Below are 26,843 nucleotides of genomic sequence, written 5' to 3' on the forward strand. Positions count from 1 at the left end.
GGTCAGCTCGCGTCGTGGACCGTGATCGCGATCTGCACCCGGTTGGTGACCGCGAGCTTGTCGAATAGCCGGGAGACGTGCGCCTTCACGGTCGGGACCGAGAGGTAGAGCTCGCCGGCGATCTCCGCGTTGCTGAGCCCGCGTCCGACCGCTCCGGCGACCTCGCGCTCGCGCTCGGTCAGGGTGGCGAGGAGGTCCCGGGCCTGCTCGGCGCGTTCGCGCCCCGCCTCGTCGGCCTCGTCGGAGTCGGTGCGCAGTCGCCGGATCAGGGTCCGGGTCGCCGACGGGGAGAGCATCGGCTCGTCGTCGACGACCTTGCGGATCGCCTCGATGATCTGGGGCGGCGGGGTGTCCTTGAGCAGGAAGCCGTCGGCTCCCGCAGCCAGCGCCTCGACGACGTGCTCGTCGGCGTCGAACGTGGTCAGCACGATCACCCTCGGCGGGTCCGGCCGAGCGTGCAGCTCCCGGGTGGCGCCGAGACCGTCGAGGCGCGGCATCCGGATGTCCATGAGCACGACGTCGGGGTGCAGCTCGCCGGCGAGCCGGACACCCTCCAGCCCGTCGCACGCCTCGCCGGCCACCTCGATGTCGGGCTGGCCGCCGAGCATCAGCCCGAGCGCCGAGCGCACCAGCGGGTCGTCGTCGACGACCAGGACCCGAGTGATCATGCCGCCCACGGTATCCAGCCGTGCAGCACGAACGTCGGGCCCTCACGACCTGCAGTGAGCCGGCCGCCTCGCAGCTCGGCGCGCTCGGCGAGCCCGATCAGCCCCAGGCCCGACCCCGGCGTCCTCGTCGGTCCGAACCCGACGGGGTTGCACAGCAGCACCTCGAGCCCGTCGTCGGGCGTGCCGCTGATCCGGATCGTGAGCAGCGCCCCGGGTGCGTGCTTGCGGGCGTTGGTCATGCCCTCCTGCACGATCCGGTAGATCGTCCGACCCGCCGCCTCCGGCACGGCCTCCTCGACGAGGTCCTCGAACTCGGTCCGGAGCCCGGACTCCTGGGCCTCGGCGAGCAGGCACGAGAGGTCGGCGTACGTCGGCTGCGGGGCCAGCGTCGGCTCGCCGGTCGTGCCGTCGCGCAGCACGCCGAGGACGCCGCGCAGGTCGCTCAGCGCCTCGTGGGCCTTGTCGCGGATCACCTCGGCGCTGTCGCGGACCTCCTCCGGGGTCAGCCCGTCGCGGTAGGCGAGTGCGCCCGCGTGCATCGAGATCTGGGAGATCCGGTGCGCGAGCACGTCGTGCATCTCGCGCGCGATCCGCGCCTGCTCCTGGCTGCGGGCCTGCCGCACCCGCAGCTCCTGCTCGGCCTCGGCCCGCTCGGCCCGGTTGCGCAGGGTGTACATCAGCTCGCGTCGCGACCCGATGTACATGCCCGAGGCGAGGACGGCCGTCGTGGAGATGACGTTGACGGTGAGGGAGACCCACACCGTGTCGTCGCCGGTCGGCAGCACGGTGGCGAAGAACTGGCTGGCCGCGAAGGCGACCGACCCGACCAGGGCGATCTCCCGCCACCGCCGCCGGGTCGCCACGGAGACGACCGCGAGGACGGCCGGTCCCGAGGCGGTGCCCGACACCGCGCTGGCCAGGGTGAGCGCGAGGGCGACCGGGACCGGCCACCGGCGTCGGTAGAAGACCAGCACGACCGACGCCGCGCCGAGCGTGAGGTCGGCCAGCACCCAGAGCTCGGAGATGTGCGCCTGGTCGGTCGAGATCGGGAGCCAGGCCACGGCCGAGATGGCCAGGATGAGCGCGAGCCGCCACGCGTGGCTCCACAGCCGCAGCGGCGGCTGGTACTCCTCGGGTGCGGGGCGGTCCACCCCGCAAGGCTAGGCGTCGTACGACGCGGGCGGAGGCTGCTCCGGTCGCTGCCTGACCCCTACTTTGGTCGCCGCGTGTCGCGCCTCGGGGTCGATGCGCGACGTGGCCGGGTCAGGCAGGCTGGGGTCATGATCACGGTCGAAGGGCTCACCCGTAAGTACGGCACGTTCACAGCGGTCGACGACGTCAGCTTCGTCTGCCAGCCCGGCACGGTGACCGGTTTCCTCGGTCCCAACGGCGCCGGCAAGACGACCACGATGCGCGTCATGGTCGGCCTCACGCCCCCCAGCTCGGGGCGCGTCACCATCGGCGGGCACCTCTACAAGGACATCCCCAACCCGGGTCGCCACGTGGGCGTGCTCCTCGACGCGTCGGCGCAGCACGCCGGCCGCACCGGCCGGGAGATCCTCGAGATCGGCGCCCGGACGATGGGCCTGCCGGAGACGCGGGTCGACGAGATGCTCGCCCTGGTCTCGCTGACCCCGCAGGAGTCGAAGCGTCGGCTGCGCAACTACTCCCTCGGCATGAAGCAGCGGCTCGGGATCGCCCACGCCCTGCTCGGCGACCCGTCCGTGCTGATCCTCGACGAGCCGGCCAACGGGCTCGACCCGGCCGGCATCCGGTGGATGCGTGGCCTCCTGCGCGGCTACGCCGAGCGCGGCGGCACGGTGCTGCTCAGCAGCCACCTCCTGCACGAGGTCGAGCAGATCGCCGACGAGATGATCCTGATCGGCAACGGCAAGATCGTCGCCCAGGGTGACAAGAAGTCGCTGCTCGCCGGTGCTGCCAAGGGTGTCGCGACGTCGTTCGTCACCGCGCTCGACAACGCGGCGCTGAGCGCCGCGCTGTCCGCCAAGGGCATCACCGTGGCGAGCGCGGGCGAGGGGCTGCGTGTCGAGGCCGAGACGGTCGAGGTGGGCCGCACCGCCCTCGAGGCGTCCGTGGTCCTCACCGACCTGCGCAGCGCCGAGGGTGGCCTCGAGGACCTCTTCCTCGAGCTCACCGCCGAGACCCAGCGGGAATCGGCATGAGCGCCACCGCTCCCGCCGTCGGCCCGACGATCGACGTCTCGTCGACCGAGCCGACGCCGTTCCTCCGACTGGTCCGGGTCGAGATGCGCAAGGCGTACGACACCCGCGCCGGCATGTGGCTGCTGATCTCCACCGCCGTCCTGTGCGCAGCGGTCATGGTGATCCAGACGATCGTCGGGGTCGTCCAGGACGACGTCTTCCTGAGCTACAACAGCTTCCTGACCTCGACGAACTTCTCGATCGCGCTGCTGCTGCCGGTGATCGGCATCATGCTGCTGACGAGCGAGTGGAGCCAGCGCACCGCGATGGTGTCCTTCTCCCTCGAGCCGCGGCGACCGCGGATCATCCTGGCCAAGCTCGTCGTCGGCCTCGTGCTGGCCGTGGCCGCGGTCGCGATCGCCCTGGTGCTCGCGACGATCTGCAACGTGGTCTACGGGGCGCTGTCGACCGACCCGACCGTGTGGAACGCGAGCGTCGCCCACACCGCCGGCTTCGTCCTGTTCCAGATCGTCGGCATGCTGACCGGGTTCGCGTTCGCCGCGCTGCTCCTCAACACCCCCGCCGCGATCGTGATCTACATGGTCTACTCGTTCGTCCTGCCGGGGCTGTTCGCTCTCGGTGCGGCGCTGATGGACTGGTTCTCCAAGATCCAGCCGTGGATCGACTTCAACGACGCCCAGGGTCCCCTGGTCGACGCGACGATGACCGGCAAGGACTGGGCGCAGTTCGCGGTCTCCGGCTTCATCTGGCTCGTCGTACCGCTCGCCATCGGCTTCTACCGTGTCCTGCGCGCGGAGGTGAAGTGAGATGACGACGGCACAGCTCGGCGTGCTCGACATCTCGCAGACACCGCGCACGCCCTTCCACCGGCTGGTCATGGTGGAGCTGCGCAAGTCCTACGACACCCGGGCCGGCTTCTGGCTCCTCGCCGTGATCGGGCTGCTCGTCGTGGCCACCGAGGGCATCGTGCTCGCGATCACCGTGGTCCAGGACGAGGCCATGGACTACGGCACGTTCGTCGCGGCGGCGGCGTTCGTCACCTCGATCCTGCTGCCCGTCCTGGGGATCATGGTGGTCACCACCGAGTGGAGCCAGCGCACCGCGATGGTCACCTTCGCGCTCGAGCCCCGGCGGCCGCTGGTGATCGCCGCCAAGGCGGTCGTCGGCGTGATCCTCACCTTCGCGACCATCGCGATGGCGCTGGTCGTGGGGCTGATCTGCAACCTGCTGTACGGCGCGCTGCAGGGCAGCTTCGACTGGACCTTCGGGTGGGCCGGCTTCTTCGGCTTCCTGATCACGCAGAACCTCGCGATGCTCGGTGGCTTCGCGCTCGCGGCGATGCTGCTCAACACCCCCGCGGCGATCGTGGTGTTCTTCGTCTACCGCTGGGTCCTGCCCGGGCTGATCGCGCTCGGAGCGGCGCTGATGGCGTGGTTCGACAAGATCGCGCCCTGGATCGACTTCCAGTCCGCGCAGGGACCGCTCTACGACATGTCGCTCGACGGGTCGGAGTGGGGACAGCTCTTCGTCTCCGGCTTCATCTGGCTGGTCATCCCGCTGGCGATCGGCATCCGCCGGGTGCTGCGCGCCGAGGTGAAGTAGTTCATCGAGGGTTGCCCGACACGACACCTCGCGGCAGTGGCCGCGCACCGGGCCGGGCAACGCTGAGGGCATGTACCTGCGGCTGGCAGCCCTCGGTGACAGCACGACGTACGGCATCGGCGACCCGGTCCCGGGCGGGTGGCGCGGCTGGGCCAGGTTGCTCGCCGACGCGCTCGGGACGTCGTACGACGTGTCGTTCTGCAACCTGGCGGTCTCGGGTGCGACGTCCGCCGACGTCCGCCGCGAGCAGCTCGCCGACGCGGTCGCGCACCGGCCGGACGTCGCCTCGCTGATCGTCGGGGTCAACGACACGATGCGGTCGACGTGGGACCCGGAGCGGATCCGGGGCGACCTGATGACGTCGGCCGAGGCGCTGCACGACGCCGGCGCGCTGCTGGTGACCGCGCGGTTCCACGACCACGGTGCGGTCTTCGGCCTGCCGGGGATCCTGCGCCGCCCGCTCGCCGCGAGGATCGAGGCCGTCAACCGTGTCTACGACGAGGTCGTCGCGACGTACGGCGGGGTGCGGCTGGACCTCGCGACCCGGCCCGAGGTGCTCACCCGGCGGTTCTGGTCGGTCGACCGCCTGCACCCCTCCGAGCTGGGGCACCGGGCGCTCGCGCATCTGTACGCCGACCTCCTCCGCGACGAGGGACTGGCCTGCGGGGTGCCGAGCCTGGAGCCCGACGGCGGCTGCGACCCGAGCTGGCGTCGCGACGTCGCCTGGATGGTCGCCGAGGGTGGACCGTGGGTCGGCCGACGGGCCCGCGACCTCGCGCCGTGGGCGGTCCGGATGGCCGTCGCGGACCGGAGGGTGGGGCGCACTAGGGTCGGTGCATGACTGCACGCGAAGACGGCCGCGCCGACGACGAGCTCCGATCCATCACGATCACCCGCCACTGGCTCGACCACGCGGCGGGCTCGGTGCTCGTGGAGTTCGGCAAGACGAAGGTGCTGTGCGCGGCCTCCGCGTCCGAGGGCGTGCCGCGCTGGCGCAAGGGCTCCGGCCTCGGCTGGGTCACCGCCGAGTACGCCATGCTCCCCGCGTCGACGAACACCCGCTCGGACCGCGAGTCGGTCAAGGGCCGGATCGGTGGTCGCACCCACGAGATCAGCCGGCTGATCGGCCGCTCGCTGCGCGCCGTCATCGACTACCAGGCGCTGGGGGAGAACACCATCCAGCTCGACTGCGACGTGCTCCAGGCCGACGGCGGCACCCGCACCGCCGCGATCACCGGGGCGTACGTCGCCCTCGCGGACGCCGTCAGCCACCTGCGCTCGACCGGCGCGCTGAAGGGCGAGCCGCTCACCGGCTCCGTCGCGGCCGTCAGCGTCGGCATCATCGACGGCACACCGCGTCTCGACCTGCCCTACGTCGAGGACGTCCGGGCCGAGACCGACATGAACATCGTGATGACCGGCGAGGGCAAGTTCGTCGAGGTGCAGGGCACCGCCGAGGGGGCGGCCTTCGACCGCGCCGAGCTCGACGCACTGCTCGCCCTGGGCGAGAAGGGCTGCGCAGACCTGACGCGCATGCAGCAGGAGGCGCTGCGGTCATGAGGGGGCAGCTGTGAAGGTCTTCCTCGCCTCGCGCAACGCCAAGAAGATCGAGGAGATGACGCGCATCCTGCGTGAGCACCTCCCCGAGATCGAGGTGCTCGGGCTCGACGACGTCGAGCACTACGACGAGCCGGTCGAGGACGAGGCGACGTTCGAGGGCAACGCGCTGCTCAAGGCCCGCGCCGGCCTCGCTGCCACGGGTCTGCCCTCGCTCGCCGACGACAGCGGGATCTGCGTCGACGCGCTGAACGGCATGCCGGGCGTGCTTTCCGCCCGCTGGTCCGGTCCCCCCAAGAGCGACGACCGCAACAACGAGCTGCTGCTGGCCCAGCTGGCCGACGTACCCGACGAGCGGCGTACTGCTCACTTCAAGTGCGCCGTCGCCTTCGTCCACCCCGACGGCGAGGAGTGCGTCGTCGACGGGGTGATGCCGGGCCGGGTGATCCGCGAGGTCCGGGGGAGCGGCGGGTTCGGCTACGACGTGCTGTTCGAGGCCGAGGACCGGCCCGGGTTCACGACCGCGGAGCTCTCGCGCGAGGACAAGGACGCGATCTCGCACCGCGGCTGGGCGCTTCGTCGGATGGCGCCGATCGTCGCGCGGATGCTGACGTCATGAGGCGCCACTTCTTCGTCCGGCGCAACCTCGCCCGCCTGCTGCTGAAGCTCTCGCGCTGGAAGACCGTCGGGGAGGTCCCGCGCAAGGGCATCCTGGTCGGGGCACCGCACACGTCCAACTGGGACTGGGTGCTCACGATGCTGCTCGCGTGGGACAACAGCGTGCAGATCCGGCTGCTGGTCAAGGACTCGTTCTTCAAGGGGCCGCTCGCCCCGATCATGCGCGCCAGCGGAGCCGTCGAGCTCGACCGCGACAACCCGGGTGCCACGATCCGGGCGCTGCTCGAGGACGCCGAGACCGACGAGACCTTCCTGCTCGGCATCGCCGCCGAGGGCACCCGCAGCAAGGGTGACTACTGGAAGTCCGGCTTCTACCGGATCTCCCAGCAGACCGGCCTCCCCATCACGCTGGCCTTCCTCGACGCCCCGTCGCGCACCGTGGGCTGGGGTCCGACGTTCCCGCCCACCGGCGACGTCTCCGCCGACATGGACCGGATCCGGGAGTTCTTCGCCGACAAGACCGGCTTCAAGCCCGAGCAGACCACGATCCCGCGGCTGCGCGAAGAGGGCTGAGTGCGCCCGGCGAGAGTCGAACTCGCACTGGCCAGGACCTAAACCTGGTGCCTCTGCCAATTGGGCTACGGGCGCGCGGGAGCAGTCTCCCAGAGGCGCTGGTCGTCCGCGCACCTGACGTAGGTGTCGTGGGTCGGGCGATTTCGCGACACGTACGTCAGGTACGACGAGGCGCCCGGGTCAGACGATCGAGATCCCCGCGGTAGAGCGGCCCGTCGCGAGCCGGAGCAGGTCGACTCCCGACCCGGTGAGCACCGCGACCTCGGCCGCGAGCGAAACCGCCTCCGCGAGGGCATCCGGCGGCGGCGTCCACGAAGAGCTGGTGGCGGACGCGATGTCGAGCCCGTGCACGACCAGCTCGAAGGTGCGGGTGGGCAGGTAGTCGCTGAGCCGCATCCCGCCCGCGGCGGTGGTGATCACCGGGTCGCCGTCGACCGCGGCCAGATCGGCGGTCACCCGGTCCAGCAGGCCGTCGACGTACGCCGCCGGGTCGGCGCCCATCGCCTCACCCGCCGCCACGCCACGCGCCGTCACCTCCTCGCCGGCGGTCACCCCGGAGGACCCGAGCAGTGCGAAGTACGCCGCCGCGCTCTCGACCGCGACGTCGTCCACGGGCTGCTGCAGGTAGGTGATGACCGTGACCAGCGAACGGCTCGTGTGGCCGGCGAGCGCGCGCAGGTCCCAGTCGCCGAGCCCCGGACCGGAGAGGTCGTCAGGGAGCGCGCGGACCTGCGCCGCGAAGGCCCGCGCGGCCGACAGGTAGGTCGACATCAGGCGAGGTTGAGCTCGAGGTCCTTGCGGAGCTTGGCGACGTGGCCGGTGGCCTTCACGTTGTACTGCGCGAGGAAGACCTTGCCGTCCTCGTCGACGACGACCGTCGAGCGGATCACGCCGGTGACGGTCTTGCCGTAGAGCTTCTTCTCGCCGAACGCGCCGTACGCCTCGAGGACCTTCTTGTCCGGGTCGGACAGGAGCGTGATGGTCAGGCCATCGCGCTCGCGGAACTTCGCGAGCTTCTCCGGCTTGTCCGGAGAGATGCCGACGACCTCGTAGCCAGCGGCCTGCAGGGAGTCGAGGGAGTCGGTGAAGTCGCAGGCCTGCTTGGTGCAGCCCGGGGTCATCGCAGCCGGGTAGAAGTAGACGATCACCTTGCGACCCAGGAAGTCGCCGAGCGCCACCTCGGCGCCGGTGTCGTCGAGCAGGGTGAACTCGGGGGCGGTGTCACCGGGGGAGAGGCGCTGGCTCACGGTTCAGAACTCCTTGTCGCAAACGATGTGCAATAACGTAGGGTCGGCACCAATACAACCAGCCGTACTCCAGGAGACAGCATGCACGTCCCGGACGGGTTCCTCGACGCCCCCACGTCCGCCGCCACCGGCGCGGCCGCTGCGGTGTGCATCGGCGTGGCGCTCGCCGGCGCCCGCAAGGAGCTCGATGACAAGACCGCGCCGATGGCCGGCCTCGTCGCGGCGTTCATCTTCGCGACCCAGATGCTGAACTTCCCGGTGGCCTCCGGCACCAGCGGTCACCTGCTCGGCGGTGCGCTCGCTGCGGTCCTGGTCGGGCCGTTCACGGCCGTGCTCTGCATGAGCGTCGTCTTCCTCGTGCAGTGCCTGCTCTTCGCCGACGGCGGCATCACCGCTCTCGGCACCAACATCATGCTGATGGGCGTCACGACCGTCGTCGTCGGCTGGCTGGTCTTCAAGCTCGCCCAGATGGTCCTGCCCAAGCGGCTCTCCGTGGTGCCGATCTGCGCCGGCGCGGCCGCGCTGGTCTCGGTGCCCGTCGCGGCCACCTTCTTCGTCGCCCTCTACGTCGTGGGCGGCACCGCCGACATCCCGCTCCACAACTTGGCGACGGCGATGATCGGCGTCCACGTGCTGATCGGCATCGGCGAGGCCGTGATCACCTTCGCGGCGGTCGGGAGCATCATCGCGATCCGCCCCGACCTCGTGTACGGCGCTCGGCCGGTCCTCGCGCGTCGCGAGCTCGAGATCAAGCCGAAGGCCGTCGCATGAAGATGCGCTGGGTCCTCGTCGGGCTGCTGGGAGTCGCCCTCGTCCTCGCGGGCGTGGTGAGCCGCTTCGCCGACAGCGACCCCGACGGGCTCACCAAGGTCTCGCAGGACCACGGGTTCGCCCACACCGAGAAGGCGCACGGCGCGCTCTTCAGCGGCTACGGCAGCCTCACCGGGGTCATCGGCGTGCTCGTCGTCCTCGCCCTCGGGGCCGGGATCGCGTACGCCGTACGCCGCCGCGGGTCCGACTGACGTGGGTGCCGGGCACGGTCACAAGCTGCACTTCCACGGGCACTCGCCCGTGCACCGGGCACCCGCCCACCTGAAGGTCCTGACGCTGCTGACGTTCATGATCGTCGTGGTCGCCACGCCGCGCGACTGGTACGCCGCGTTCGCGGTCTACCTGGCGATGGTCGTCGCCGTCATCGCGGTCTCGCGGGTGCCGGTCACCTACATCCTGAAGCGGTCGGTCGTCGAGGTCCCGTTCCTCTTCTTCGCGCTGCTGCTGCCGTTCGTCGCGACCGGACCGCAGACCGAGGTCCTCGGCGTGAGCGTCAGCCAGCACGGTCTCGAGGCCGGCATCGCGCTTCTGATCAAGGGCACCCTCGGCGTGCTCGCGAGCCTCACCCTGGCCGCGACCACCGAGCCCCAGGCGCTGCTCGCCGGGCTGGAGCGGCTGCACCTGCCGCAACAGCTCGTGCAGATCATGTCCTTCATGGTCCGCTACCTCGACGTCGTCACCGGCGAGATGCAGCGGATGAAGGTGGCCCGCGAGTCCCGCGGCTTCACCGCCCGCAACCCGAAGCACTGGCCCGTCCTGGCCCGCTCGGCCGGCGCGCTCTTCATCCGCTCCTACGAGCGCGGCGAGCGGGTCCACCTGGCGATGCTGTCGCGGGGCTACACCGGGAGGATGCCCAAGTGAGCACTCCCGTCCTCGACGTCCAGGGCCTGGCCTACGCCTACCCCGACGGCCACCAGGCCCTCTTCGGCGTCGACCTGCACGTCCACCAGGGCGAGCGGGTCGCGCTCCTCGGCCCGAACGGCGCCGGCAAGACCACGCTGGTGCTCCACCTCAACGGCATCCTCACTGCCGGCGCGGGCACCGTCTCGGTCAGCGGGCTGCCGGTCGAGAAGGCCAACCTCCAGGAGATCCGGCGCCGGGTCGGCATCGTCTTCCAGGACCCCGACGACCAGCTCTTCATGGGCACCGTCCGCGCCGACGTCGGCTTCGGGCCGGCCAACCTCGGCATCAAGGGCGCCGAGCTCGACCGGCGGGTGATGGCGGCCCTCGACCAGGTCGGGATGGCCGACTTCGTCGACCGTCCGCCCCACCACCTCTCCTTCGGCCAGCGCCGCCGGGTCGCGGTCGCCACGGTGCTGGTGATGGAGCCCGAGATCCTGGTCCTCGACGAACCGTCGTCCAACCTCGATCCCGCCTCGCGCCGCGAGCTCGCCGACATCCTGCGCTCGCTCGACGTCACCGTCCTGATGGTCACCCACGACCTGCCCTACGCGCTCGAGCTGTGCCCGCGGTCGGTGGTGCTCAGCGGCGGCAGCGTGGTCGCCGACGGGACGACGTACGACGTCCTCACCGACGACGCGCTGATGCGCGCGCACCGCCTCGAGCTGCCGTTCGGGTTCGACCCGCGCACGGCAGGACCGCGCGCTGGTTGATAGCCTCCAACCCGGACCTGTCGACAGAGGAGAACCCGTGCCCAAGGACGAATCGCTGTCCGCTCTCGAGGTCGAGATCGAGGAGACCCGGGAGCGCCTGGCGACCACGATCGACGAGCTCATCTACCGGGCGCACCCCAAGACGATCGTCGGCCGCGAGGTGAGCAGCATCAAGGCTCACTTCGTCGACTCGCAGACGGGTCAGCCCCGCACCGACAACATCCTCAAGGCCGTCGGTGGCGTCGTCGGCGTGATCGCGGTCTTCGTGGTCATCCGCAAGGTCGTCCGCTGAGCGGTGACTGACAAGACCCCCATCAAGATGCTCCACGACCGGATCCTCGTGGAGGTCGACCGGGACGCCGGAGAGCGGCGCTCGTCGGGCGGCATCGTGATCCCGGCGACCGCTGCCATGGGCGCGCGCCGGCTGGCCTGGTCGCGCGTGGTCGCGGTCGGCCCGCACGCCCGTGCCGTCGAGGTCGGCGACAAGGTTCTGTTCGATCCCGAGGACAAGTCCGAGGTCGAGGTCCACGGCGACCTCTACGTCGTGATGCGCGAGCGCGACGTGCACGCCGTCGCCGCCGATCGGATCGCCGACGAGTCGACCGGTCTCTATCTCTAGGGATCTCTAGAAGCCGTTCATCGCGTCGACCGCGCCGAACAGGTCACCCTGGTCGTAGAAGTCGACCGCCACGTAGTTCGGCAGCCGGTCGCGCTCGGACGCGCACTCCTGCAGTCGGGGGAGCAGGACGTCGAGCGCGTTGACCTGGGCCGCGTTGGTGACCGTCGCGGTCTTGTCGTCGATCCAGTGGTTGACCAGGAAGACCGGCAGGTCCGGCGTGCCCCGGTTGAGGTCGCAGCTGAACTCCGACGGGTCCTCGAAGAGGTACGGCGTGTCCTGCACCTGCTGGAAGCCGTCGAGCAGCCAGGGGTACGTCGTGCCGCCGCCGTGGTTCTCCATGAGGACCACCAGCCGGTGGCCGGAGTCGATCATCGAGCCCAGCGTCGGCCAGCTGCCGTCGGCGGTCGGCGTGTAGACGTAGGGCAGCAGCCCGGCATCCTCGACGACCTCGGCGGTGTCGGCGGGACTCACCTCGTCCTGCACGAACAGCGTGACGACCTCGCGGGGATGCGCGTCCATCCAGGCCCGGACCTGCTCCATGAGCGGCTCCCACTTGGTCGAGCCGAGCTCGCACAGCGCGTGGCAGAGGTAGGGCTCGACCGGACCGGTCGGCGCGAGCTTCGTCGCGTCCCGTAGCCGCAGAGCGCTGTTGACCGCTGCGTCCCCGAAGGACTCGCGTGCCTCCGCGATCCCCGCAGCCCGGCTGCCCTCGCTCGTGGCGACGACCCCGGGCCGGGACGTCTCCTGGCCGTACCAGCTGTCGATCAGCAGCACCCGCACGCCGTGGTCGAGTTGGCTGATCACCCCGTCCGGCTGCTCGGCGAAGAACCAGCCCGGCTGGTCGGCCGCGGACATCGAGTTGTGGGTGGCCGGGAACGCGACCTCGTCGTACGTCCGGTCGCAGAGCTCGTCGTGGCCGTTGCAGGCGGTCCCGTCGACGGCGACGGCTCCGGCGAGGTCGTCGCTGCCCGGCCACGCGCCGGCCAGCAGCGCGGTCACGAGGGCGAGGACGCCGACGGTCCCGACCAGGATGCGGGGCAGGTGGTGCGTGCGGTCCTCCCGCCCCCGGACCAGGTCGCCGACAGCCGTGACGAGCGCTCCGAGCGCCAGCAGCACCAGGGCCGCGCCCACCACCCTCAGGACGATCTGGACGACCGCGAGCGGTTGGAGGAGGAGCGCGATGCCGAGCAGCAGCAACGTGACCGCGCGGCCGACGCGCGGCCACGGCTCCGGACCGGGGTCGACGATCCAGGTGGTCGCGCCGCGGAGCAGCGACCGTGGTGCGAGGTCGGTCCCCGGCCGGGCTGCGAGGGCGATCGCAGCACCGGCCACGGCCAGCACCCCGACCGCGACCCAGAAGGCGCCGGACAGCTCACCCCAGACGGCCTGGGCCAGTGCTCCGGACAACGTGCCGTCATCGGTGCGGCCGACCAGGAAGCCGACGACGACCAGGGCCAGGGCGAGCACCCCACCGGCGACGACCGACCCCCGCCCGGCGTACCGCGCCGCCCGGCGCACCCGTCCCGGGGCCGGGATGACGGAGCCCGCCGTCACGAGGAGGAGCACGCCGAGGAGCGGGGCCAGCCAGGCCAGGAGGTCGACGACGTGCACCTGGTGCAGGACGCCGTTGGTGTGGTCCTGTCCCGCGAAGTCCGACAGGCGTACGTCGAGGTCGGGCGGGAGCGTCGCGTGGACGGCGGGCGACAGCGTGGTCACCGTCGCGACGACGAGCGCTGCGACGTCGGCGAGCCGGAGGACCATCGCCCCGTCGCCGCCGTCGAGCACGTCGAAGGTCGGCGCCACCGCGAGCCCGACGACCGGCCCGAGCGCCGGACTCGCGACCAGGCTCTGGGCGGTCGACTCGAGCAGCGGGCGCAGCGCCACGAGATCGGGCTCGGCCGCGATGATCTGGTCGGCCACCAGCACACCGAGCTCGCGCGAGACGGCGTCGTCGGTGCGCACGGCCTCGACGTGCGCGGCGAACCGGTCGGCGTCGAGCACCTCCCGGTGGACGACTCCGGAGACCGCGCCGATCACCAGGAGGGCGACGCCCACGACGGCCAGCGCGCGCGACAGGTACCTCACGGGCCGACTATGGCAGGGAGAGGTGGTCCGTCGTCGGCATAACTCCGATGGTGGACGGGCCGTTGTCGAGGCATGCTCCGACGCTTGCTCGCCCTGTCCACGGTCACCGCGCTGCTGCCTGTCGTCGTCGCGGTGGCTCCGACCGGGGGCGCCGACGCCGTCGCAGCCAAGCCCGACCGCTACCGCGCCACGATCGCGATCACCCGGCACGGGATCCCGCACATCACGGCCTCCGACTTCGGCTCGCTCGGCTTCGGCAGCGGGTACGCCGCGGCCGAGGACTCGATCTGCACGCTCGCCGACACCCTGGTCACGGGGCGCGGCGAGCGCTCCCGCTGGTTCGGCCCGAAGGGCCGTTACAACGACCAGGTCACGCTCAATGCCTCCAACCTGCAGGTCGATGCCTTCGTCACCGACCTCCACCAGCGGCACGTGGTCGAGAAGCTGCTGAAGGACCCGGTCGCGGGGCCCGGCGCCCAGGCTCGTCAGATGGTCGACGGCTACGTCGCCGGCGCCAACACGTGGCTGCGCACCCACAAGGTCACCGATCCCGCGTGCAAGGGTGCGGGCTACCTGAAGCCCGACGTGAAGCCGATCGACCTCTGGTACGGCGTCTACCTCGCCAACCTGCTCGCCTCGAGCGGCGTCTTCGTGAAGGAGATCGTCGACGCGTCGCCGCCCAGTGCCGACGACCCGGGCCTGCCCGAGGTGCCGGTCTCCGCGGACGCCGTCGACCGCGACCGGCTGCTCAAGGCCCTCGGTCGCGACCCGGAGTCGCCGTTCGGATCCAACGCGACGGCCGTCGGCGGTGCGTCGTCCACGACCGGCAAGGGGATGCTGCTCGGCAACCCGCACTTCCCGTGGCGCGGTCGCTACCACTTCACCGAGCAGCACCTGACGATCCCGGGGAGGTACGACGTCGCCGGGGCCTCGCTGATCGGGTCGCCCGCGATCAACATCGGCTGGAACAAGGACGTCGCCTGGAGCCACACCGTGTCGACGGCCTACCGGTTCACGCCGTACGAGTACAAGACGGTCGGTCCCGGCACGACGTACCTCACCGACGCCGGTCCGCAGCAGCTGATGCACGACACCGTGAAGGTCACCGTGCGCAAGAAGAACGGCACGCTGGGCACCGCCTCCGAGGACCTCTACCGGACGCCGCAGGGCTTCGTGATCGACGCGCCTGCGCAGCTGATGCCGTGGGGCCCCGCGAGCGTCTGGGCGATCCGGGACGCCAACGCCGAGCACCTGCGCACCATCGACACGTTCCTGAACATGGGCAAGGCGACCGATGTCCGCGACCTGATCCGTCGTCAGGACGCGGGCGGCGGGATGCCCTGGGTCAACACGACGGCCGCCGACCGCAACGGTGACGTCGTGTACGCCGACCACTCGGTCGTCCCGAACGTCCCCGACAGGCTCGCCGCCGCCTGCATGACTCCCACCGGACGCGTCCTCGACGAGGTCGCCGGGCTGCCCGGGCTCGACGGCACCTTCGCCGACTCGACCTGTGCCTGGGGCGCCGACGACGACGCGGAGCGGCCCGGCATCTTCGGTCCGGCCAACCTGCCGATGGAGGTCCGTCGCGACTGGGTGATGAACGCCAACGACTCCTACTGGCTGCCCAACCCCGACCAGCCGCTCGAGGGCTACGCCGGGATCATCGGCTGCGAGCAGTGCGTGCGCACGATGCGGACCCGGATGGTCTCCCACTACGTGATCGACCGTCTTGCGAAGGGCAAGAAGGAGTCACCGGCCAGTCTGCGCGGCCACGAGCACGAGAACCGCGTGATGGCCGCCGAGGTGATGAGCGAGAACGGCGACCTCGACGCCGTCTGCGACGCCACCGGCGAGACGAGGGCCTGCGCCGTGCTGGAGAAGTGGGACCGGACGTCGAACACCGACGCCCGGGGCAACCAGATCTTCGAGGAGTTCATCACCCGGCTGCCGAGCCTGCCGGTGGACGCCGCTGACCCGGTGTGGCTCACGCCGTTCGACCCGAACGATCCGCTGAACACCCCGCGCGACCTCAACGTCTCCAACCCGCAGGTGGTGCAGGCCATGTCCGACGCCATCGCCGCGCTGCGCGAGAAGCACATCGCGTTCAACGCGACCTGGGGCTCGCTCCAGGTCGCGGGCGACCGAGGTGCTCCGCCCATCCCGCTGGGCGGCGGCACCGGCGACGCGGCCGGCAACGCCAACGCGCTCGCGTCGCGGTGGGCGAAGGACAACAAGGACCACTACCGGCCGATCACCTACGGCTCCTCGCACATCCAGGCGATCTCGTTCCTTCCGGGCGGGCGGGTCGATGCGCGCACGATCCTGACCTACGGCCAGTCGGAGAACCCGCGCTCGCCGTACTCCACGGACCAGACCCGGATGTTCTCGAAGAAGCACTGGGTGCACTTCGCCTGGACCGACGCGCAGATCCGCAAGGACCTGCTGCGCCGCTTCACGATCACCGGGTAGGCGCGGAGACTGCTCGACGGGCAGCATGCGACCATCCAGCGGTGGGTGCGCAGGAGATCAGGACCGAACGGCTGCGGTTGACCCGGCCCGTGGCGACCGATGCAGCGGGCGTGCTCGCGATCCTCGGGGACCCCCGCACCGTCGAGCACAACCCGTCCGACCGGCTCGAGGACCTCGCTGCGGCGACCGCCCTCGTGGCGCGGTGGGTAGACCACTGGGACGAGCACGGGTTCGGCTACTGGTGCGTGCGTGCTTCAGGTGCGGACCACGTCATCGGCTACTCGGGCGTGAAGCGAATGACGATCCACGGACGCCCCGTGCTCAACCTGGTCTACCGCTTCGTGCCGGAGGTGTGGGGACAGGGCCTCGCCACCGAGGCCGCCTCGGCCGTCGTGTCGGCCACCGTGGACGAGCTGCCCGCGGAGACGATCGTGGCGCGGGTGCGGCCCGACAACCACGCCAGCCGCACCGTGGCACTCAAGGCCGGACTGCACCGCGATGCCACGATGGACTGCCAGGGCGACGACGGCATCGACTGGGTCTTCACGAGCGCAGACCCGGCGGCACGAGGGTCAGGAGACGCCTGACGGGGTCGACGAGAAGGCCTTGGTGCCCTTCGTCAGTCGGAGTCCCTTGATGCCGGAGTGCTTCTTGGCGAAGGCGAGCTCCTTGGCCAGGTCGCCGATGTTGTTGGACGCCGGCAGCGGGGCGAGGCCGAGCGTGGAGAGCACGCCGATCGCCGTGCCGTCGGCGCTCAGGAAGCCGGAGCCCGAGTCGCCGGGGACGCCGGGGGAGGCGGTGTAGAGCGGGTGCGACCAGCCACCGTCGGCGGGCTGGTCACCGAGGCTGACGCCGGTGTGCGGCGAGAGGACCGTCGCGCCGCCGCGCAGGCTGGAGTTGCCGTAGGTGAAGACCTGGTCGCCGGCGGCCGTGCCGTCGGTGTCGATGCCGGTCGGTCCGCCCCAGACGGGCACCGACGGGTTGACGAGGTCGACGTCCTTCGCCCTCACCCGCACGAGGGCGAGGTCGTTGTAGGCGCAGGTGTTCTCGGCCTTCGTCCCGAGCTTCTGCATCGTCCGCCAGGACGAGTAGGCGAGCCGGCCGGTGGCCAGGAGCGTGCCGTCGTCGGCGACGCTGCCGCCCTCGCGGAAGGCGACCTTGGTGCCCAGCGGCAGGGACTTCGTGCTGCAGCCGTCGGTGTCGGTCGACTCGCCGAGACCGGCGCAGTGAGCGGCGTAGCCGACGAACACGTGACCGACGGCATCGGTGTAGACGAAGTTGGCGGTGCACTGGGCACCCTTCGTGTACATCATCGTGCCGGGGTGGAGCGTGGCCTTGGCGGCCGGCGCCCAGTCGTGGACCCGCCCTCCGTGGGGGTGGTGGCCCGCGGCGTCGGCCGGCGATGGCGCGGTGACGGCGAGCGCGGTGGCGAGCGCGGCGGCTCCGAGTGCGGCGGTGGTGCAGATCGTCCGTGCGGACATGATGCTCCCTCTCCTGTGGATGTCTCCCACCAGGCGAACGAGCCGTCGCCGCCCGGGGTTACGTGACCCCGGGCGGCGACGTGGAGCGTCGGCGTACTGCTCAGTGGACCTTGAAGGTCACCACGCCGCTGCAGCTGGTGCTGCCGTGCGAGGACGGCAGCGAGAGGCGGAAGGCGTAGGTGCCGGCCTTCTTGAGCTTCGGGAAGGTCACGCTGGCGATGCCGTAGTCATCGGCGGACACGACCTTGACCCGCTGCCAGGTGCCGTGGACGCGGCGCTCGAGCACCAGCGAGTCGGCGCCGTCGACGGTGATGATGCGGGCACTCGGCGCGCTGCCGCGGGCCACCGTCACCACGTCGTCGTCGAACCCACTGACCGACGCGGCCGGAGCGGGGTCGGCCGGAGCGGGGTCGGCGGGTGCCGGGTCAGCCGGAGCCGGGTCCGCGGGGGCCGGTGCCGCCGCGCCGCACGCGACGTCGCCCTGCCAGTGGTAGTTGGTGCCGCCGACCTGGGTCCACACGACGTGGTAGCTCGTGACGCCCGCGGGCCAGCTCGGGTGGCTCGTGTAGTCGAAGGAGTGAGCGCCCGACCAGGTGCCCGTGTTGTTGTGGAAGTTCAGGGTGAACTGCCCGACGTTGCTCTCGAAGCGGATGTTGGCGTCGTTCGCCTGGCCGCTCGGGATGTTGGACGGATAGGTCACGCCCAACGAGGTGCAGGTCGGGGTGGGGTACTGCCAGTTCCAGTCGAACGGCGTCTCCGGCGTCGTCGGCGTGGTCGGCGTCGTCGGGGTGGTCGGCGTCGTCGGGGTGGTCGGCGTCGTCGGGGTGGTCGGCGTCGTCGGGGTGGTCGGCGTCGTCGGGGTGGTCGGCGTCGTCGGGGTGGTCGGCGTCGTCGGGGTGGTCGGCGTGGTCGGCGTGGTCGCGCACGGTCCGACCCAGAAGGTCTTGGACTTGCTGTCGTTGCCGTGAGCGGCGCTGCCGTTCGCGCCGGTGGTGTTCGTGGTGACCTTCACGTGGTAGCCCTGGTTCGCCTGCGGCGTGCCCACGAAGCTCAGCGTGTAGATCTGGCGACCGTCGAGGTCGGAGTTGCCGCCCGCCGTGTCGTTGTCGAGCGTCACCTGCGTCGCGCCCGAGGCGACGGTCAGCACCGCGTCGTTGGTCGGCGCCTGGCTCTCGAACGAGACCGTCGAGACGGCCGCGGCGTCGAAGTTGTACCACTCGAGCGCGAAGGTGCAGGCGACGTGCGGGTCGTTGCTCTCGGTGCCGACGGCGTTGACCTCCGCCACCTTGATCGTCCCGTTGTTGCCGGGAGCCGCAGATGCGGGCGCCATGGCGAGCACGGCTGCGAAGGGCAGGACCGCGACGCCGGCGAGGCCGATGACCGCGGTGGAGATGAGACGACTGCGCACGAGGTTCTCCCTGGTGGAATGACGAGACACCCCGAGGGTTTCAGTCGTTCGCGCCGCCGTACATGGATGTTGACGAACCTTGTCCGCTCGCTGGAAGAACCTTGCGGATGCCTTGAGATTCGAGCTCTCAGACGGTCCCGTAGGCGTGTGTCGGGGTGATCCGGACGACCACACGCCGGTCGCGCACCATCGCCGCGCGGTAGTCGTCCCAGTCCTCGTGCTCGCCGCCGAGGGCGCGGTAGAGCTCGACCAGCTCGTCGACGGCGGCGTCGTGCGGATCGGCGGCGACCTCCGAGAGCTCGACGTCGCCCTCGACCACGGCGTAGGACCAGAAGCTCTCGCCGTTGACGTGGATCGCCGCCCACGGCGTACGCCGGAGGTTGGCGTACTTCGCGCGGTCGGCGGTCGTCGACACCCGCAGGACGCCGTCGTCACCGACAGCGACCACCACGTTGGACAGCTGAGGTCGCCCGTCGGACTTGATCGCGGTCAGGACGGCCTGGTTGTTGGCGCGCACGGCGCCGAGGGCAGCTTCGATCTCCATGGGACCAGCATGCCCCTCGTCGGTCAGAGGTGCCGGCGGATCAGGGCGTACGTCGCGCCCGCGACGGCGAGCCCCGCGAGCGCGAGCGCGGGAGCTCCGAGCCTCGGCAGGTCGCCCTGCTCGCGGGCGCCGAGCGCCGCGTCGTGGCTCTGCGACGACAGCACCGAGTGCTTCGACTGGTGCGACAGGACCGACCCGTCGCTCTGGAAGGAGAAGGCCGAGACCCGGCTCATCGACGACCCGAGCGAGAACATCGACGCGAAGGAGCCGACGCTGCCCAGCGACGCGACCGACCCGATCGAGCCGATGCTCAGCACCGAGCCTTCCGACCACAGGGACAGCACGCTGTTGCTCGACCCGATCGACCACCGGTTCGCCATGAGACGCAGCCTAGGCGGTCGCGAGGCTCACCGGGCGATCACGTCGTACGGCTGGGTGATCGCGCCACTGACGTCGGAGCTGCCCTCGACCCGGAGCCGGAAGCTGGTGCGCCCCTTCTCCGTGACCTTCGGGAAGGTCACCTGGGCGGTGCCCCGGTCGGTCGTCGGGACCGTCTTGATCCAGCGCCAGCCGTTGGACGTGAGCTGCTCGAGCTCGAGCGCGCCGTACCCGATCTGCTTGACCTCGACGGCGTCGCCGCCCGGCGCCTGCCCGACCTTGAGCGTGGTGGATCCGGTGCGCCAGCCCGTGATCTGCGTGAGCGCCCGCGACTCCTGCGCGGTCGGCGTGCCAGCACCGCCGCCACCGACGAGGCAGCGGACCGCCCCCTGCCAGTGGTAGTTCGTGCCGGCCACCTGGGTCCACTCGACGGTGTACGACGTGACGCCCTCGGGCCAGCGCGGGTGGGACAGGTAGGCGAAGCTGGTCGTGCCGGACCAGAAGCTCTCGTTGTTGTGGAAGTTGAGGGTCACCTCGCCCACGTTGGTCTGGATGCGGACGTTGATGTCGTTGGACTGCCCGCTCGGGAGATCCTTCGGGTAGGTCACCGTCAGCGCGTCACAGGTCGGCGGGGGGTACTTCCAGTCCCAGTTGAAGGGCTGGTCGGGATCCGTGGGCTCGTCCGGCGTCTCGAGCGACGGCGTCGGCATGGTGGCGGTGTCCTGGTCGGTCACCGTCGAGCCGTTGTAGCTGCCCGAGGCCGTCGCGGTGTTGTCGACCGAGCCGGCTGCGACGTCGTCCGCGGTCACCTGGTGGGTGAGCGAGCCCGACAGCAGCGGGCAGGTGGTGCTCGCCCCGGGGGCCAGGGTGGCGACGCAGGCGGCGCCGTTGAGGTTGAGCCGGGAGTCGGAGATCGTCACGGCCGACAGCGGCACGTTGCCGTTGTTGGTGACCGTGAAGCCGTAGGTCAGCGTCTCGCCGAGCGATCCGAGCACGTCGGGGTCGGCGGAGTCGCTGACCGACTTCGCGAGCGTGATCGCCGGGGCCGACACGTCGGTCGGGATCGAGGCGCTGCCCGAGCTGCCGACCACGCCCGCCGCCGAGGTCGCGCTCGTGGTGGCGGTGTTGTCGACCGACCCCTTGGCCACGTCGCCCGAGTCGACCACGTGGGTGCGGCCGTCGAGACAGGTGGCCGAGGCACCGACCGCGAGGCTGCCCGTGCAGGTCACGGCCTTGATGCCCAGCATCGGGTCGGTGATGGTCACGTTGGTGAGCGGCAGGTTGCCGTTGTTGACGACCTTGAATGCGTAGGTCAACGTCTCGCCGAGCCCAGCCGTCGAGCCGGCGTCGGAGGAGTCGCGCACGGTCTTCTCCAGCGCGACCCCGGGGAGCGCGGCCTCGGTCGGGAGGCTCGCGGAGTCCTGGCCGGTGACGTTGCGGCCCGTGCTCGACGTACCCGTGACCGTGGCGGTGTTCTCCACCGTCCCGCGGGCGAGGTCCTCGGCGGTGACCGTGTGGGTCCGGCTCCCGACGCAGGTCGCGGTCGCCCCCACCGGGAGCGCCGCCACGCAGGAGGCGTGGCTGAGTCCGAGCAGGGTGTCGTCGAGGGTCACGTCGCGGAGCGGCTGGTTGCCGTTGTTGGTGACCTTGAAGGTGTAGGTGAGCTGCTCGCCGAGTGAGCCCACGGAGTCGGCGTCGCTCGAGTCGGCGACGGTCTTGTCGAGCACGATCGACGGCGCGGCCGGGGTGTCGGTGACGACCCGGTCGTCGTCGGTCACGGCCGGTCCGGTCGCGGGCTTGCCGCTGGCGGTCGCGGAGTTGGCGACCGAGCCGGCGTCGATGTCCGAGGCGTCGACGACGTGGGTGTGGCCCGGCTGACAGGTGGTCGTCGCGCCGGGCGCCAGGGTGCTGACGCAGGTGGCAGCGACCATGGCGAGCCTCGGGTCGTCGATGGTGACGTTGGACAGCGCGACGTTGCCGGTGTTGGTCACGCTGAAGGCGTAGGTCAGCGTCTCGCCGAGGGAACCGACCGTGTCGGCGTCGTCGGAGTCGGAGACCGTCTTGTGCAGGATGATCCCGGTCGTCGGCGCCTCCGTCGCGATGGTCGCGCTGCCGCTGCCGGTGACCGATCCGCCGCCGGGTGCCGTGGCGGTGGTGGTGGCGGTGTTGCGCACCGCACCGGCCTCGATGTCAGAACCCGTGACCGTGTGGGTGCGTGCGCTCGGCGTACACGTCGCGCTGGCGCCGACCGCGAGGGTGGCGGTGCAGGAAGCGCCCTGCACACCCAGGCTCGGGTCGGACAGCTTCACGTCGGTGAGCGGCACGTTGCCCGAGTTGGTGACCGAGAAGCTGTAGGTCAGCGTCTCGCCGAGGGAGCCGAGCGCGTCGGCGTCGTTGCTGTCGGCGACCGTCTTGGTCAGGGCCACGGCGGGTACGGCGGGCGTCGCGATCGTCGCGGTGTCCTGGGCCGACACCTTGGTGCCGTTCTTGTTGCTGGCCCCGGCGGCCTTGGCGGTGTTGGTGACCGAGCCCGCCGCGACGTCGTCGGCGCTGACGGTGTGGGTCCTCGCCGGCAGCAGCGGGCAGGTCGTCGTCGCCTTCGCGGCGAGCTTGGCGACGCAGTCAGCGGCAGACAGCCCGAGCAGGCTGTCGGTGATCGTCACATTCTTCAGCGTGACGTTGCCGGTGTTGGTCACCTTGAAGCCGTAGGTCAGCTTCTCGCCGAGCGACCCGATCCCGTCGCCGTCCCCGGAGTCCTTGACCGACTTCACGAGGCCGATCGAGGGTGCGGACGCGTCGGTGATGATCCGGGCGGTGTCGCTGGCGCTGACGCCGGTGCCGGCAGGCGAGTTGGCGCCGGCGGTCGCGGTGTTGACGACCGTCCCGTCCTCGACGTCGTCCGAGGTCGTGGTGTAGGTCGCCGTCGGACAGGTCGCGCTCGCGCCGACCGCCAGGCTGGAGACGCACGCCGCCTTGTCGAGGCCGATCTTCGCGTCGGTGATCGTCACGGTGCTCAGCGGCACGTTGCCGGAGTTGGTGACGACGAACGTGTAGGTGAGCGTCTCGTCCGGAGATGCGACGCTGCCGGCGTCGGGGGAGTCCGCGACGGTCTTCTTCAGGGTGACCGCGGGCGCGGCCGGGGTCGAGATGGTGGCCGTGCTCGAGGAGGTGACGGTCTTGCCGCCCGACGTCGCCGCGGTGGCGGTCGCCGTGTTGTCGACGGATCCCTTCGCGATGTCGGCCGCGGTCACGACGTACATCGGCTTCTGCGGGCAGGTCGCGGTCGCGCCCGGTTCGAGGGACGCCACGCAGGCGGCGTTGGACAGCCCGGTCTTGGCATCGGTGACGGTCACCCCGGTGATCGGCACGTTGCCGGTGTTGGTGACCTTGAAGCCGTAGGTGAGCCTCTCGCCGAGGGAGCCGATCTGGTCGGCGTCGTCGGAGTCGGCGACGGTCTTGGCCAGCATGACTGCGGGCGCCGCTGCCTCGGTCGCGATCGCGGCCGTGCTGCTGCCGGTGACCTTGGTGCCGCTCGGGGCGGTGGCCGAGGTGCTGGCCGTGTTGGTGACCTCGCCGCGACCAATGTCGGCCGTGGTGACGACGTACGTCGGCTTCTGGGTGCAGGTCACGCTCGCGCCCACGTCGAGCGAGCTCGCGCAGGCGACGTTGCTGAGGCCGAGCATGGAGTCGGTGATGGTGACCGCGGACAGCGCCACGTTGCCGGTGTTCTTCACGGTGAAGCCGTAGGTGAGCGTCTCACCGCGCGAGCCGATCGTGTCGGCGTCGTTGGAGTCCTGCACCGACTTGGTCAGCTGCACTGCCGGTGCCGCCGGCGTCGAGATGGTCTCGGTGTCGCTCGCCGTCACGGCCGCCCCGGACGCCGGGGTCGCGGACGCGGACGCCGTGTTGACGACCGATCCCTTGGTGATGTCGGCGGCGACGACCTTCTTGGTGGTGCCCGTGAGCTGCGGGCAGGTCGAGCTGGCGCCCGCGGCCAGCGTCGACACGCAGGCGGCGTTGGTCAGGCCGAGCATCGAGTCGGTGACGGTCACGTTGCTGAGCGGGAGGTTGCCGGTGTTGGTGACCTTGAAGCCGTAGGTGAGCGTCTCGCCGAGGGAGCCGATGGTGTCGGCGTCGTCGGAGTCGGTCACGGTCTTGTCGAGGGCGAGACCGGGCTTGGCGACGTTGGTGGGCTGGAAGTAGGAGTTGTTGTCGGTGTTCGGGTCCTTGGTGTTCGCGGTGACGTAGACCTTGTTGCAGAGGTCCGAGGTCGGGCAGGTGAACCCGACGCCGCCCGGCTGGGCGCCCGACCCGGCGTACGCGTCGCCCGTGGCGTTCGTCGGGGTGCTCACCACGATCGTGATGGTCTTCGACGTCCCGGGAGCGATGGAGCTGATGCTGCAGCCCACGACCGTGCTGCCGAAGGCGGCCGACGAGGCGCAGGTGCTGCCCGTGCCGGTGGCGGACACCAGGCCCGTGGTGGCGTCGAGCACGTCGTAGACCGACACCGACGACGAGGTCACCGTCTGGGAGGTGTTGCGGATCGTCAGGTTGTAGGTGACGTTCTCACCTGCGCGGATCGGGTCGTTGACGTCGGTCTTGGTGATCTCGAGATCCGCGCCGTAGCCGCCCAAGCCCTCCGGGGTGACGGACTTCGTCGAGCTCCACGCGCTGCCCACGCCGACGACGTTCTTGGGCCCGCTCGTCGGGCCGTAGTGCCAACGGACGTCGTAGGACTTCGTCGAGTTGGAGTAGAAGTCGGCGGTGAAGGGACCCATGGTCGCTCCGACGACCATCGTGGTGCCGCCGCAGAAGTCGCCCAGCACGAGCGAGCCCTGGTAGGACGCCGAGTCCTTGGTGTCGTTGGACGGCATCCACGAGCTGGCGTGGTCGGGATACTCCTGGTGCCCGATCGGGATCGTGACCGACGTCTGGGTCGGTGTCCGGCCGTTCTTGCACGACACGGAGAGGACGGCAGACGCGTTGTCGACGACCGTCGAGGCCGCCTGGCCCGCGTTGAAGCCGTAGCCCGCGATCACGGTCATGCCCGGGGTGGCGTCGAACGACTGGTTGCCGGTCTGGGCCGGGATCGTCACGGTGCCGGTGGTGTCGTACGTCGCCTGGGCGGGGGCTGCGAAGCCCACGACCACGAGTCCGGCGGCCAGCACGGCGATGATCGCCAGCAGCGTGAGAGGTCGGCGTGCAGAAGGGCAGGCGGCAGTGAGCCCGGGACGGCTGGTCATGGTGCCTCGATCTTCGGTTGGAGGGAGCGCCCTCACCGTCTCACCCACGAGAGAGGGTGCCAACCCCCGTTGGGGTAAATGCAGCGAGAGCCGGACCTGTCGGACCGGCTCTCGCTGGGTGGTGGTACGGCATCAGGGACTCGAACCCCGAACCCGCTGATTAAGAGTCAGCTGCTCTGCCAATTGAGCTAATGCCGCGCGTGGTGAAGCGACGTGAACGATACCAGCGGGTGCCGCGCGGGAAAAATCGAGGTCCCATCCCGGCCCGACGTCAGATCGAGGCCAGCACGGCCTGAGCCGCGGAGTGCCCGCCTAGCCCGGCGATCGGGCCGCCGCGACGAGATCCGGAACCACAGACGAGGACCGACGCGACGTCGGTCTGGACGCCCCACTGAGCTGCCGGGGTGTCCAGGCGGGCCCGGTTCGAGGCCCACGGCCACTCGAGGTCGCCGTGGTGGACGTGACCGCCCGGCAGCGCCAGGTCGCGCTCGAGGTCGCGCGGGTCGCGCACCTCCACCGGGCCCGCGAGGTGGGGCCCGACCGGTTCGACGAAGAGCGCGTCGATCGCCGCCATCGCGCGCGTGACCGCTGCATCCCGGGCGGCGGGTTCGGCGTCGAGGAGGGAGACCGGCGCGCCCCCGCCGATGTAGGTCAGCGTGTGCTGTCCGTTCGCTCGGTCGAGCTGCGCCCGCGCCAGGCGGCCGTCGGCGTACGCCGAGAGGATGAGCCCCTCGGCGAGCGCGGCCTCCGGGTCGTGACCGGAGCGGAGCTGCGGGAGCCGGTCGAGCGTCAGCGTGACGGTGAGCTGCGACCCCTCGGGCTTGGTCGTGGGGTCCTCGGGCTCGCCGAGCAGGATCGACAACACCCAGGGTGCGACGTCGGAGAGCACGTGGCGCGCGGAGACGGTGTGGGTGGTGGTCCCGTCGTGCCAGGTGACCTCGGCTCCGTCGTCGGAGGCGTCGATCGTGCTCACCCCGGCCGAGGTGACGACCTCGGCGCCGGCCGAGGACGCGGCGCGGGCCAGCGCGTCGACGGTCGCGCGGTGGCCACCCACCGTCGCGCGCCGCCGGCCGGGGCCGTGCCCGAGCAGGTGGTGGAGGAAGGCACGGTTCTGCTGGAGGGACGGGTCGTGCGGCCCTGCGGATGTCGCGAGCAGCGCGTCGGTGACGGCGAGGCCGCGCTCGGTGTCGTCGGCGAGCCGTTCCTCGACCGTCTCGCCCAGCGGGGTCGTCACGAAGTCGCGCCAGAGCCCGGGGTCGACGAGGTCGCGGACCGCCCGCTCGAGGGGGAGCGGCTGGAGCAGCGTCGGCGACACGGCGTGCGCGAGGTCGGCGAGGTCCGCCTGGAGCTCGCGCCAGGCGATCCGAACGCGGTCGTCGAGGACGAGCGGTCGCGACTGCGTCGTGAGGTCCAGGCCGAGGTCGGCGACCACCTGGTCGGGCAGGGGAGCGACGAGCACGGACCCGGGTGCGGAGCGGATCGCGCCGCCGACCTCACCGAGCCGTTCGAGCACCAGGACGCGCAGACCGGCCCTGGCGAGATAGGCCGCGGAGACCAGTCCGTTGTGACCGCCGCCGACGATCACGACGTCGTACCCGCTCCGCGCTGAACCCATCGGGTCAACCTAGTACGCGGGTTGCCCGCCTCCACGACCGGCACGTCGCGTGCCAGAAGTCGTCGCCCACGCCAAGATAGGGGCGTCGGTCGACAGACCACTCGGG

26 protein-coding genes and 2 tRNA genes are annotated in these 26,843 nt (G+C 70.9%); 15 read left to right on the forward strand and 13 right to left on the reverse strand.

What is annotated here, in order from left to right; genetic code table 11:
- Positions 1-2: 2 nt before the first annotated feature.
- Both ABLE68_RS14120 and ABLE68_RS14125 read right to left on the reverse strand, forming a co-directional pair.
- Positions 3-668, reverse strand: coding sequence for a response regulator (locus ABLE68_RS14120; RefSeq protein WP_348872158.1), 666 nt, complete (start codon positions 666-668; stop codon positions 3-5).
- Complete coding sequence (locus ABLE68_RS14125) at positions 665-1,819, reverse strand: sensor histidine kinase (RefSeq protein ID WP_348872159.1); 1,155 nt, start codon at positions 1,817-1,819, stop codon at positions 665-667. Before ABLE68_RS14125 ends, ABLE68_RS14120 begins: the two co-directional genes overlap by 4 nt.
- A 129-nt stretch (positions 1,820-1,948) precedes the next feature.
- Between ABLE68_RS14125 and ABLE68_RS14130 the strand changes: the two genes are divergently transcribed.
- The 7 genes from ABLE68_RS14130 to ABLE68_RS14160 all read left to right on the forward strand — a co-directional run bounded on the left by ABLE68_RS14130 (position 1,949) and on the right by ABLE68_RS14160 (position 7,201).
- Positions 1,949-2,851: an ABC transporter ATP-binding protein gene (locus tag ABLE68_RS14130; protein WP_348872160.1), complete on the forward strand. Its 903-nt coding sequence runs from the start codon at positions 1,949-1,951 to the stop codon at positions 2,849-2,851.
- Positions 2,848-3,657 (forward strand): ABC transporter permease, encoded by an 810-nt coding sequence (locus tag ABLE68_RS14135; RefSeq protein WP_348872163.1) that lies wholly within the window; start codon positions 2,848-2,850, stop codon positions 3,655-3,657. The genes ABLE68_RS14130 and ABLE68_RS14135 overlap by 4 nt, the downstream gene beginning before the upstream one ends.
- A gap of 1 nt (position 3,658) precedes the next feature.
- Complete coding sequence (locus ABLE68_RS14140; RefSeq protein ID WP_348872165.1) at positions 3,659-4,453, forward strand: ABC transporter permease; 795 nt, start codon at positions 3,659-3,661, stop codon at positions 4,451-4,453.
- A 70-nt stretch (positions 4,454-4,523) separates the two neighbouring features.
- Entirely contained in the window at positions 4,524-5,294 is a 771-nt protein-coding gene (locus tag ABLE68_RS14145) for an SGNH/GDSL hydrolase family protein (RefSeq protein WP_348872167.1), read from the forward strand.
- Entirely contained in the window at positions 5,291-6,013 is a 723-nt protein-coding gene (gene rph / locus ABLE68_RS14150) for a ribonuclease PH (RefSeq protein WP_348872170.1), read from the forward strand. Before ABLE68_RS14145 ends, rph begins: the two co-directional genes overlap by 4 nt.
- Before the next feature lie 10 nt (positions 6,014-6,023).
- Positions 6,024-6,629, forward strand: a complete 606-nt coding sequence (gene rdgB / locus ABLE68_RS14155) for an RdgB/HAM1 family non-canonical purine NTP pyrophosphatase (RefSeq protein ID WP_348872171.1) — start codon at positions 6,024-6,026, stop codon at positions 6,627-6,629.
- On the forward strand, positions 6,626-7,201 hold the full coding sequence (locus ABLE68_RS14160; protein WP_348872173.1) for a lysophospholipid acyltransferase family protein: 576 nt from the start codon (positions 6,626-6,628) through the stop codon (positions 7,199-7,201). Before rdgB ends, ABLE68_RS14160 begins: the two co-directional genes overlap by 4 nt.
- 1 nt (position 7,202) lies before the next feature.
- On the opposite strand, the gene ABLE68_RS14165 is transcribed toward ABLE68_RS14160, so the two are convergent.
- The 3 genes from ABLE68_RS14165 to bcp form a co-directional block, all read right to left on the reverse strand.
- Positions 7,203-7,276, reverse strand: a tRNA-Leu gene (locus tag ABLE68_RS14165).
- Positions 7,277-7,381: 105 nt separating this feature from the next.
- Complete coding sequence (locus ABLE68_RS14170) at positions 7,382-7,972, reverse strand: maleylpyruvate isomerase N-terminal domain-containing protein (protein ID WP_348872174.1); 591 nt, start codon at positions 7,970-7,972, stop codon at positions 7,382-7,384.
- Positions 7,972-8,448, reverse strand: coding sequence for a thioredoxin-dependent thiol peroxidase (gene bcp / locus ABLE68_RS14175; RefSeq protein ID WP_348872175.1), 477 nt, complete (start codon positions 8,446-8,448; stop codon positions 7,972-7,974). The genes ABLE68_RS14170 and bcp overlap by 1 nt, the downstream gene beginning before the upstream one ends.
- 81 nt (positions 8,449-8,529) lie before the next feature.
- On the opposite strand from bcp, the gene ABLE68_RS14180 reads away from it, so the two are divergent.
- From ABLE68_RS14180 to ABLE68_RS14205, 6 genes are read left to right on the forward strand one after another with little or no spacing between them, the layout of a single operon-like run.
- A complete protein-coding gene (locus ABLE68_RS14180) occupies positions 8,530-9,219 on the forward strand; it encodes an energy-coupling factor ABC transporter permease (RefSeq protein ID WP_348872177.1) in 690 nt (229 codons plus the stop codon).
- Positions 9,216-9,470 (forward strand): PDGLE domain-containing protein, encoded by a 255-nt coding sequence (locus ABLE68_RS14185; RefSeq protein ID WP_348872179.1) that lies wholly within the window; start codon positions 9,216-9,218, stop codon positions 9,468-9,470. The genes ABLE68_RS14180 and ABLE68_RS14185 overlap by 4 nt, the downstream gene beginning before the upstream one ends.
- A 1-nt stretch (position 9,471) precedes the next feature.
- Positions 9,472-10,140 (forward strand): cobalt ECF transporter T component CbiQ, encoded by a 669-nt coding sequence (gene cbiQ / locus ABLE68_RS14190; RefSeq protein WP_348872180.1) that lies wholly within the window; start codon positions 9,472-9,474, stop codon positions 10,138-10,140.
- A complete protein-coding gene (locus ABLE68_RS14195) occupies positions 10,137-10,892 on the forward strand; it encodes an energy-coupling factor ABC transporter ATP-binding protein (protein ID WP_348872182.1) in 756 nt (251 codons plus the stop codon). Before cbiQ ends, ABLE68_RS14195 begins: the two co-directional genes overlap by 4 nt.
- Positions 10,893-10,929: 37 nt before the next feature.
- Positions 10,930-11,184 (forward strand): DUF3618 domain-containing protein, encoded by a 255-nt coding sequence (locus ABLE68_RS14200; RefSeq protein WP_348872184.1) that lies wholly within the window; start codon positions 10,930-10,932, stop codon positions 11,182-11,184.
- 27 nt (positions 11,185-11,211) lie between these two features.
- On the forward strand, positions 11,212-11,511 hold the full coding sequence (locus tag ABLE68_RS14205; protein ID WP_348873279.1) for a GroES family chaperonin: 300 nt from the start codon (positions 11,212-11,214) through the stop codon (positions 11,509-11,511).
- A gap of 6 nt (positions 11,512-11,517) precedes the next feature.
- Here the strand turns inward: ABLE68_RS14205 and ABLE68_RS14210 are convergent, their stop codons facing one another.
- Positions 11,518-13,596: a phosphoinositide-specific phospholipase C-related protein gene (locus ABLE68_RS14210; protein WP_348872186.1), complete on the reverse strand. Its 2,079-nt coding sequence runs from the start codon at positions 13,594-13,596 to the stop codon at positions 11,518-11,520.
- 72 nt (positions 13,597-13,668) lie between these two features.
- On the opposite strand from ABLE68_RS14210, the gene ABLE68_RS14215 reads away from it, so the two are divergent.
- Together ABLE68_RS14215 and ABLE68_RS14220 are read left to right on the forward strand one after the other, a co-directional pair.
- Positions 13,669-16,068 (forward strand): penicillin acylase family protein, encoded by a 2,400-nt coding sequence (locus tag ABLE68_RS14215; protein ID WP_348872187.1) that lies wholly within the window; start codon positions 13,669-13,671, stop codon positions 16,066-16,068.
- A 41-nt stretch (positions 16,069-16,109) separates the two neighbouring features.
- Complete coding sequence (locus ABLE68_RS14220; protein ID WP_348872189.1) at positions 16,110-16,655, forward strand: GNAT family N-acetyltransferase; 546 nt, start codon at positions 16,110-16,112, stop codon at positions 16,653-16,655.
- Here ABLE68_RS14220 and ABLE68_RS14225 read toward each other — a convergent pair.
- The 7 genes from ABLE68_RS14225 to ABLE68_RS14255 all read right to left on the reverse strand — a co-directional run bounded on the left by ABLE68_RS14225 (position 16,641) and on the right by ABLE68_RS14255 (position 26,737).
- The gene (locus ABLE68_RS14225) at positions 16,641-17,549 is read right to left on the reverse strand and encodes a S1 family serine peptidase (RefSeq protein WP_348872190.1); all 909 of its coding nucleotides are present in this window, start codon (positions 17,547-17,549) and stop codon (positions 16,641-16,643) included. The genes ABLE68_RS14220 and ABLE68_RS14225 overlap by 15 nt on opposite strands.
- 100 nt (positions 17,550-17,649) lie before the next feature.
- Positions 17,650-18,957 (reverse strand): hypothetical protein, encoded by a 1,308-nt coding sequence (locus tag ABLE68_RS14230; RefSeq protein WP_348872191.1) that lies wholly within the window; start codon positions 18,955-18,957, stop codon positions 17,650-17,652.
- Positions 18,958-19,084: 127 nt separating this feature from the next.
- On the reverse strand, positions 19,085-19,501 hold the full coding sequence (locus ABLE68_RS14235) for a PPOX class F420-dependent oxidoreductase (protein WP_348872192.1): 417 nt from the start codon (positions 19,499-19,501) through the stop codon (positions 19,085-19,087).
- Between the two features lie 23 nt (positions 19,502-19,524).
- Entirely contained in the window at positions 19,525-19,881 is a 357-nt protein-coding gene (locus ABLE68_RS14240; protein WP_348872194.1) for a hypothetical protein, read from the reverse strand.
- A gap of 27 nt (positions 19,882-19,908) precedes the next feature.
- A complete protein-coding gene (locus tag ABLE68_RS14245) occupies positions 19,909-25,122 on the reverse strand; it encodes a beta strand repeat-containing protein (protein WP_348872195.1) in 5,214 nt (1,737 codons plus the stop codon).
- 122 nt (positions 25,123-25,244) lie between these two features.
- A tRNA-Lys gene (locus tag ABLE68_RS14250) sits at positions 25,245-25,320 on the reverse strand.
- A 73-nt stretch (positions 25,321-25,393) separates the two neighbouring features.
- Positions 25,394-26,737 carry a phytoene desaturase family protein gene (locus ABLE68_RS14255; protein WP_348872197.1) on the reverse strand — a complete coding sequence of 448 codons (1,344 nt, stop codon included), beginning with the start codon at positions 26,735-26,737 and terminating at the stop codon, positions 25,394-25,396.
- Positions 26,738-26,843: the final 106 nt, after the last annotated feature.

Source organism: Nocardioides pollutisoli (assembly GCF_040045055.1).
Classification (GTDB): Bacteria; Actinomycetota; Actinomycetes; order Propionibacteriales; family Nocardioidaceae; genus Nocardioides; species Nocardioides tweenelious.

Bases quoted from the DNA above. Each gene is read 5' to 3' on its own strand.
- ABLE68_RS14235 (WP_348872192.1), bottom strand. From the start codon at position 19,501: ATGGAGATCGAAGCTGCCCTCGGCGCCGTGCGCGCCAACAACCAGGCC.
- ABLE68_RS14240 (WP_348872194.1), bottom strand. From the start codon at position 19,881: ATGGCGAACCGGTGGTCGATCGGGTCGAGCAACAGCGTGCTGTCCCTG.
- ABLE68_RS14140 (WP_348872165.1), top strand. From the start codon at position 3,659: ATGACGACGGCACAGCTCGGCGTGCTCGACATCTCGCAGACACCGCGC.
- ABLE68_RS14205 (WP_348873279.1), top strand. From the start codon at position 11,212: ATGCTCCACGACCGGATCCTCGTGGAGGTCGACCGGGACGCCGGAGAG.
- ABLE68_RS14255 (WP_348872197.1), bottom strand. From the start codon at position 26,737: ATGGGTTCAGCGCGGAGCGGGTACGACGTCGTGATCGTCGGCGGCGGT.
- ABLE68_RS14170 (WP_348872174.1), bottom strand. From the start codon at position 7,972: ATGTCGACCTACCTGTCGGCCGCGCGGGCCTTCGCGGCGCAGGTCCGC.
- ABLE68_RS14215 (WP_348872187.1), top strand. From the start codon at position 13,669: ATGCTCCGACGCTTGCTCGCCCTGTCCACGGTCACCGCGCTGCTGCCT.
- ABLE68_RS14160 (WP_348872173.1), top strand. From the start codon at position 6,626: ATGAGGCGCCACTTCTTCGTCCGGCGCAACCTCGCCCGCCTGCTGCTG.
- ABLE68_RS14245 (WP_348872195.1), bottom strand. From the start codon at position 25,122: ATGACCAGCCGTCCCGGGCTCACTGCCGCCTGCCCTTCTGCACGCCGA.
- ABLE68_RS14135 (WP_348872163.1), top strand. From the start codon at position 2,848: ATGAGCGCCACCGCTCCCGCCGTCGGCCCGACGATCGACGTCTCGTCG.
- ABLE68_RS14225 (WP_348872190.1), bottom strand. From the start codon at position 17,549: ATGTCCGCACGGACGATCTGCACCACCGCCGCACTCGGAGCCGCCGCG.
- ABLE68_RS14180 (WP_348872177.1), top strand. From the start codon at position 8,530: ATGCACGTCCCGGACGGGTTCCTCGACGCCCCCACGTCCGCCGCCACC.
- ABLE68_RS14185 (WP_348872179.1), top strand. From the start codon at position 9,216: ATGAAGATGCGCTGGGTCCTCGTCGGGCTGCTGGGAGTCGCCCTCGTC.
- rph (WP_348872170.1), top strand. From the start codon at position 5,291: ATGACTGCACGCGAAGACGGCCGCGCCGACGACGAGCTCCGATCCATC.
- ABLE68_RS14120 (WP_348872158.1), bottom strand. From the start codon at position 668: ATGATCACTCGGGTCCTGGTCGTCGACGACGACCCGCTGGTGCGCTCG.
- ABLE68_RS14130 (WP_348872160.1), top strand. From the start codon at position 1,949: ATGATCACGGTCGAAGGGCTCACCCGTAAGTACGGCACGTTCACAGCG.
- ABLE68_RS14145 (WP_348872167.1), top strand. From the start codon at position 4,524: ATGTACCTGCGGCTGGCAGCCCTCGGTGACAGCACGACGTACGGCATC.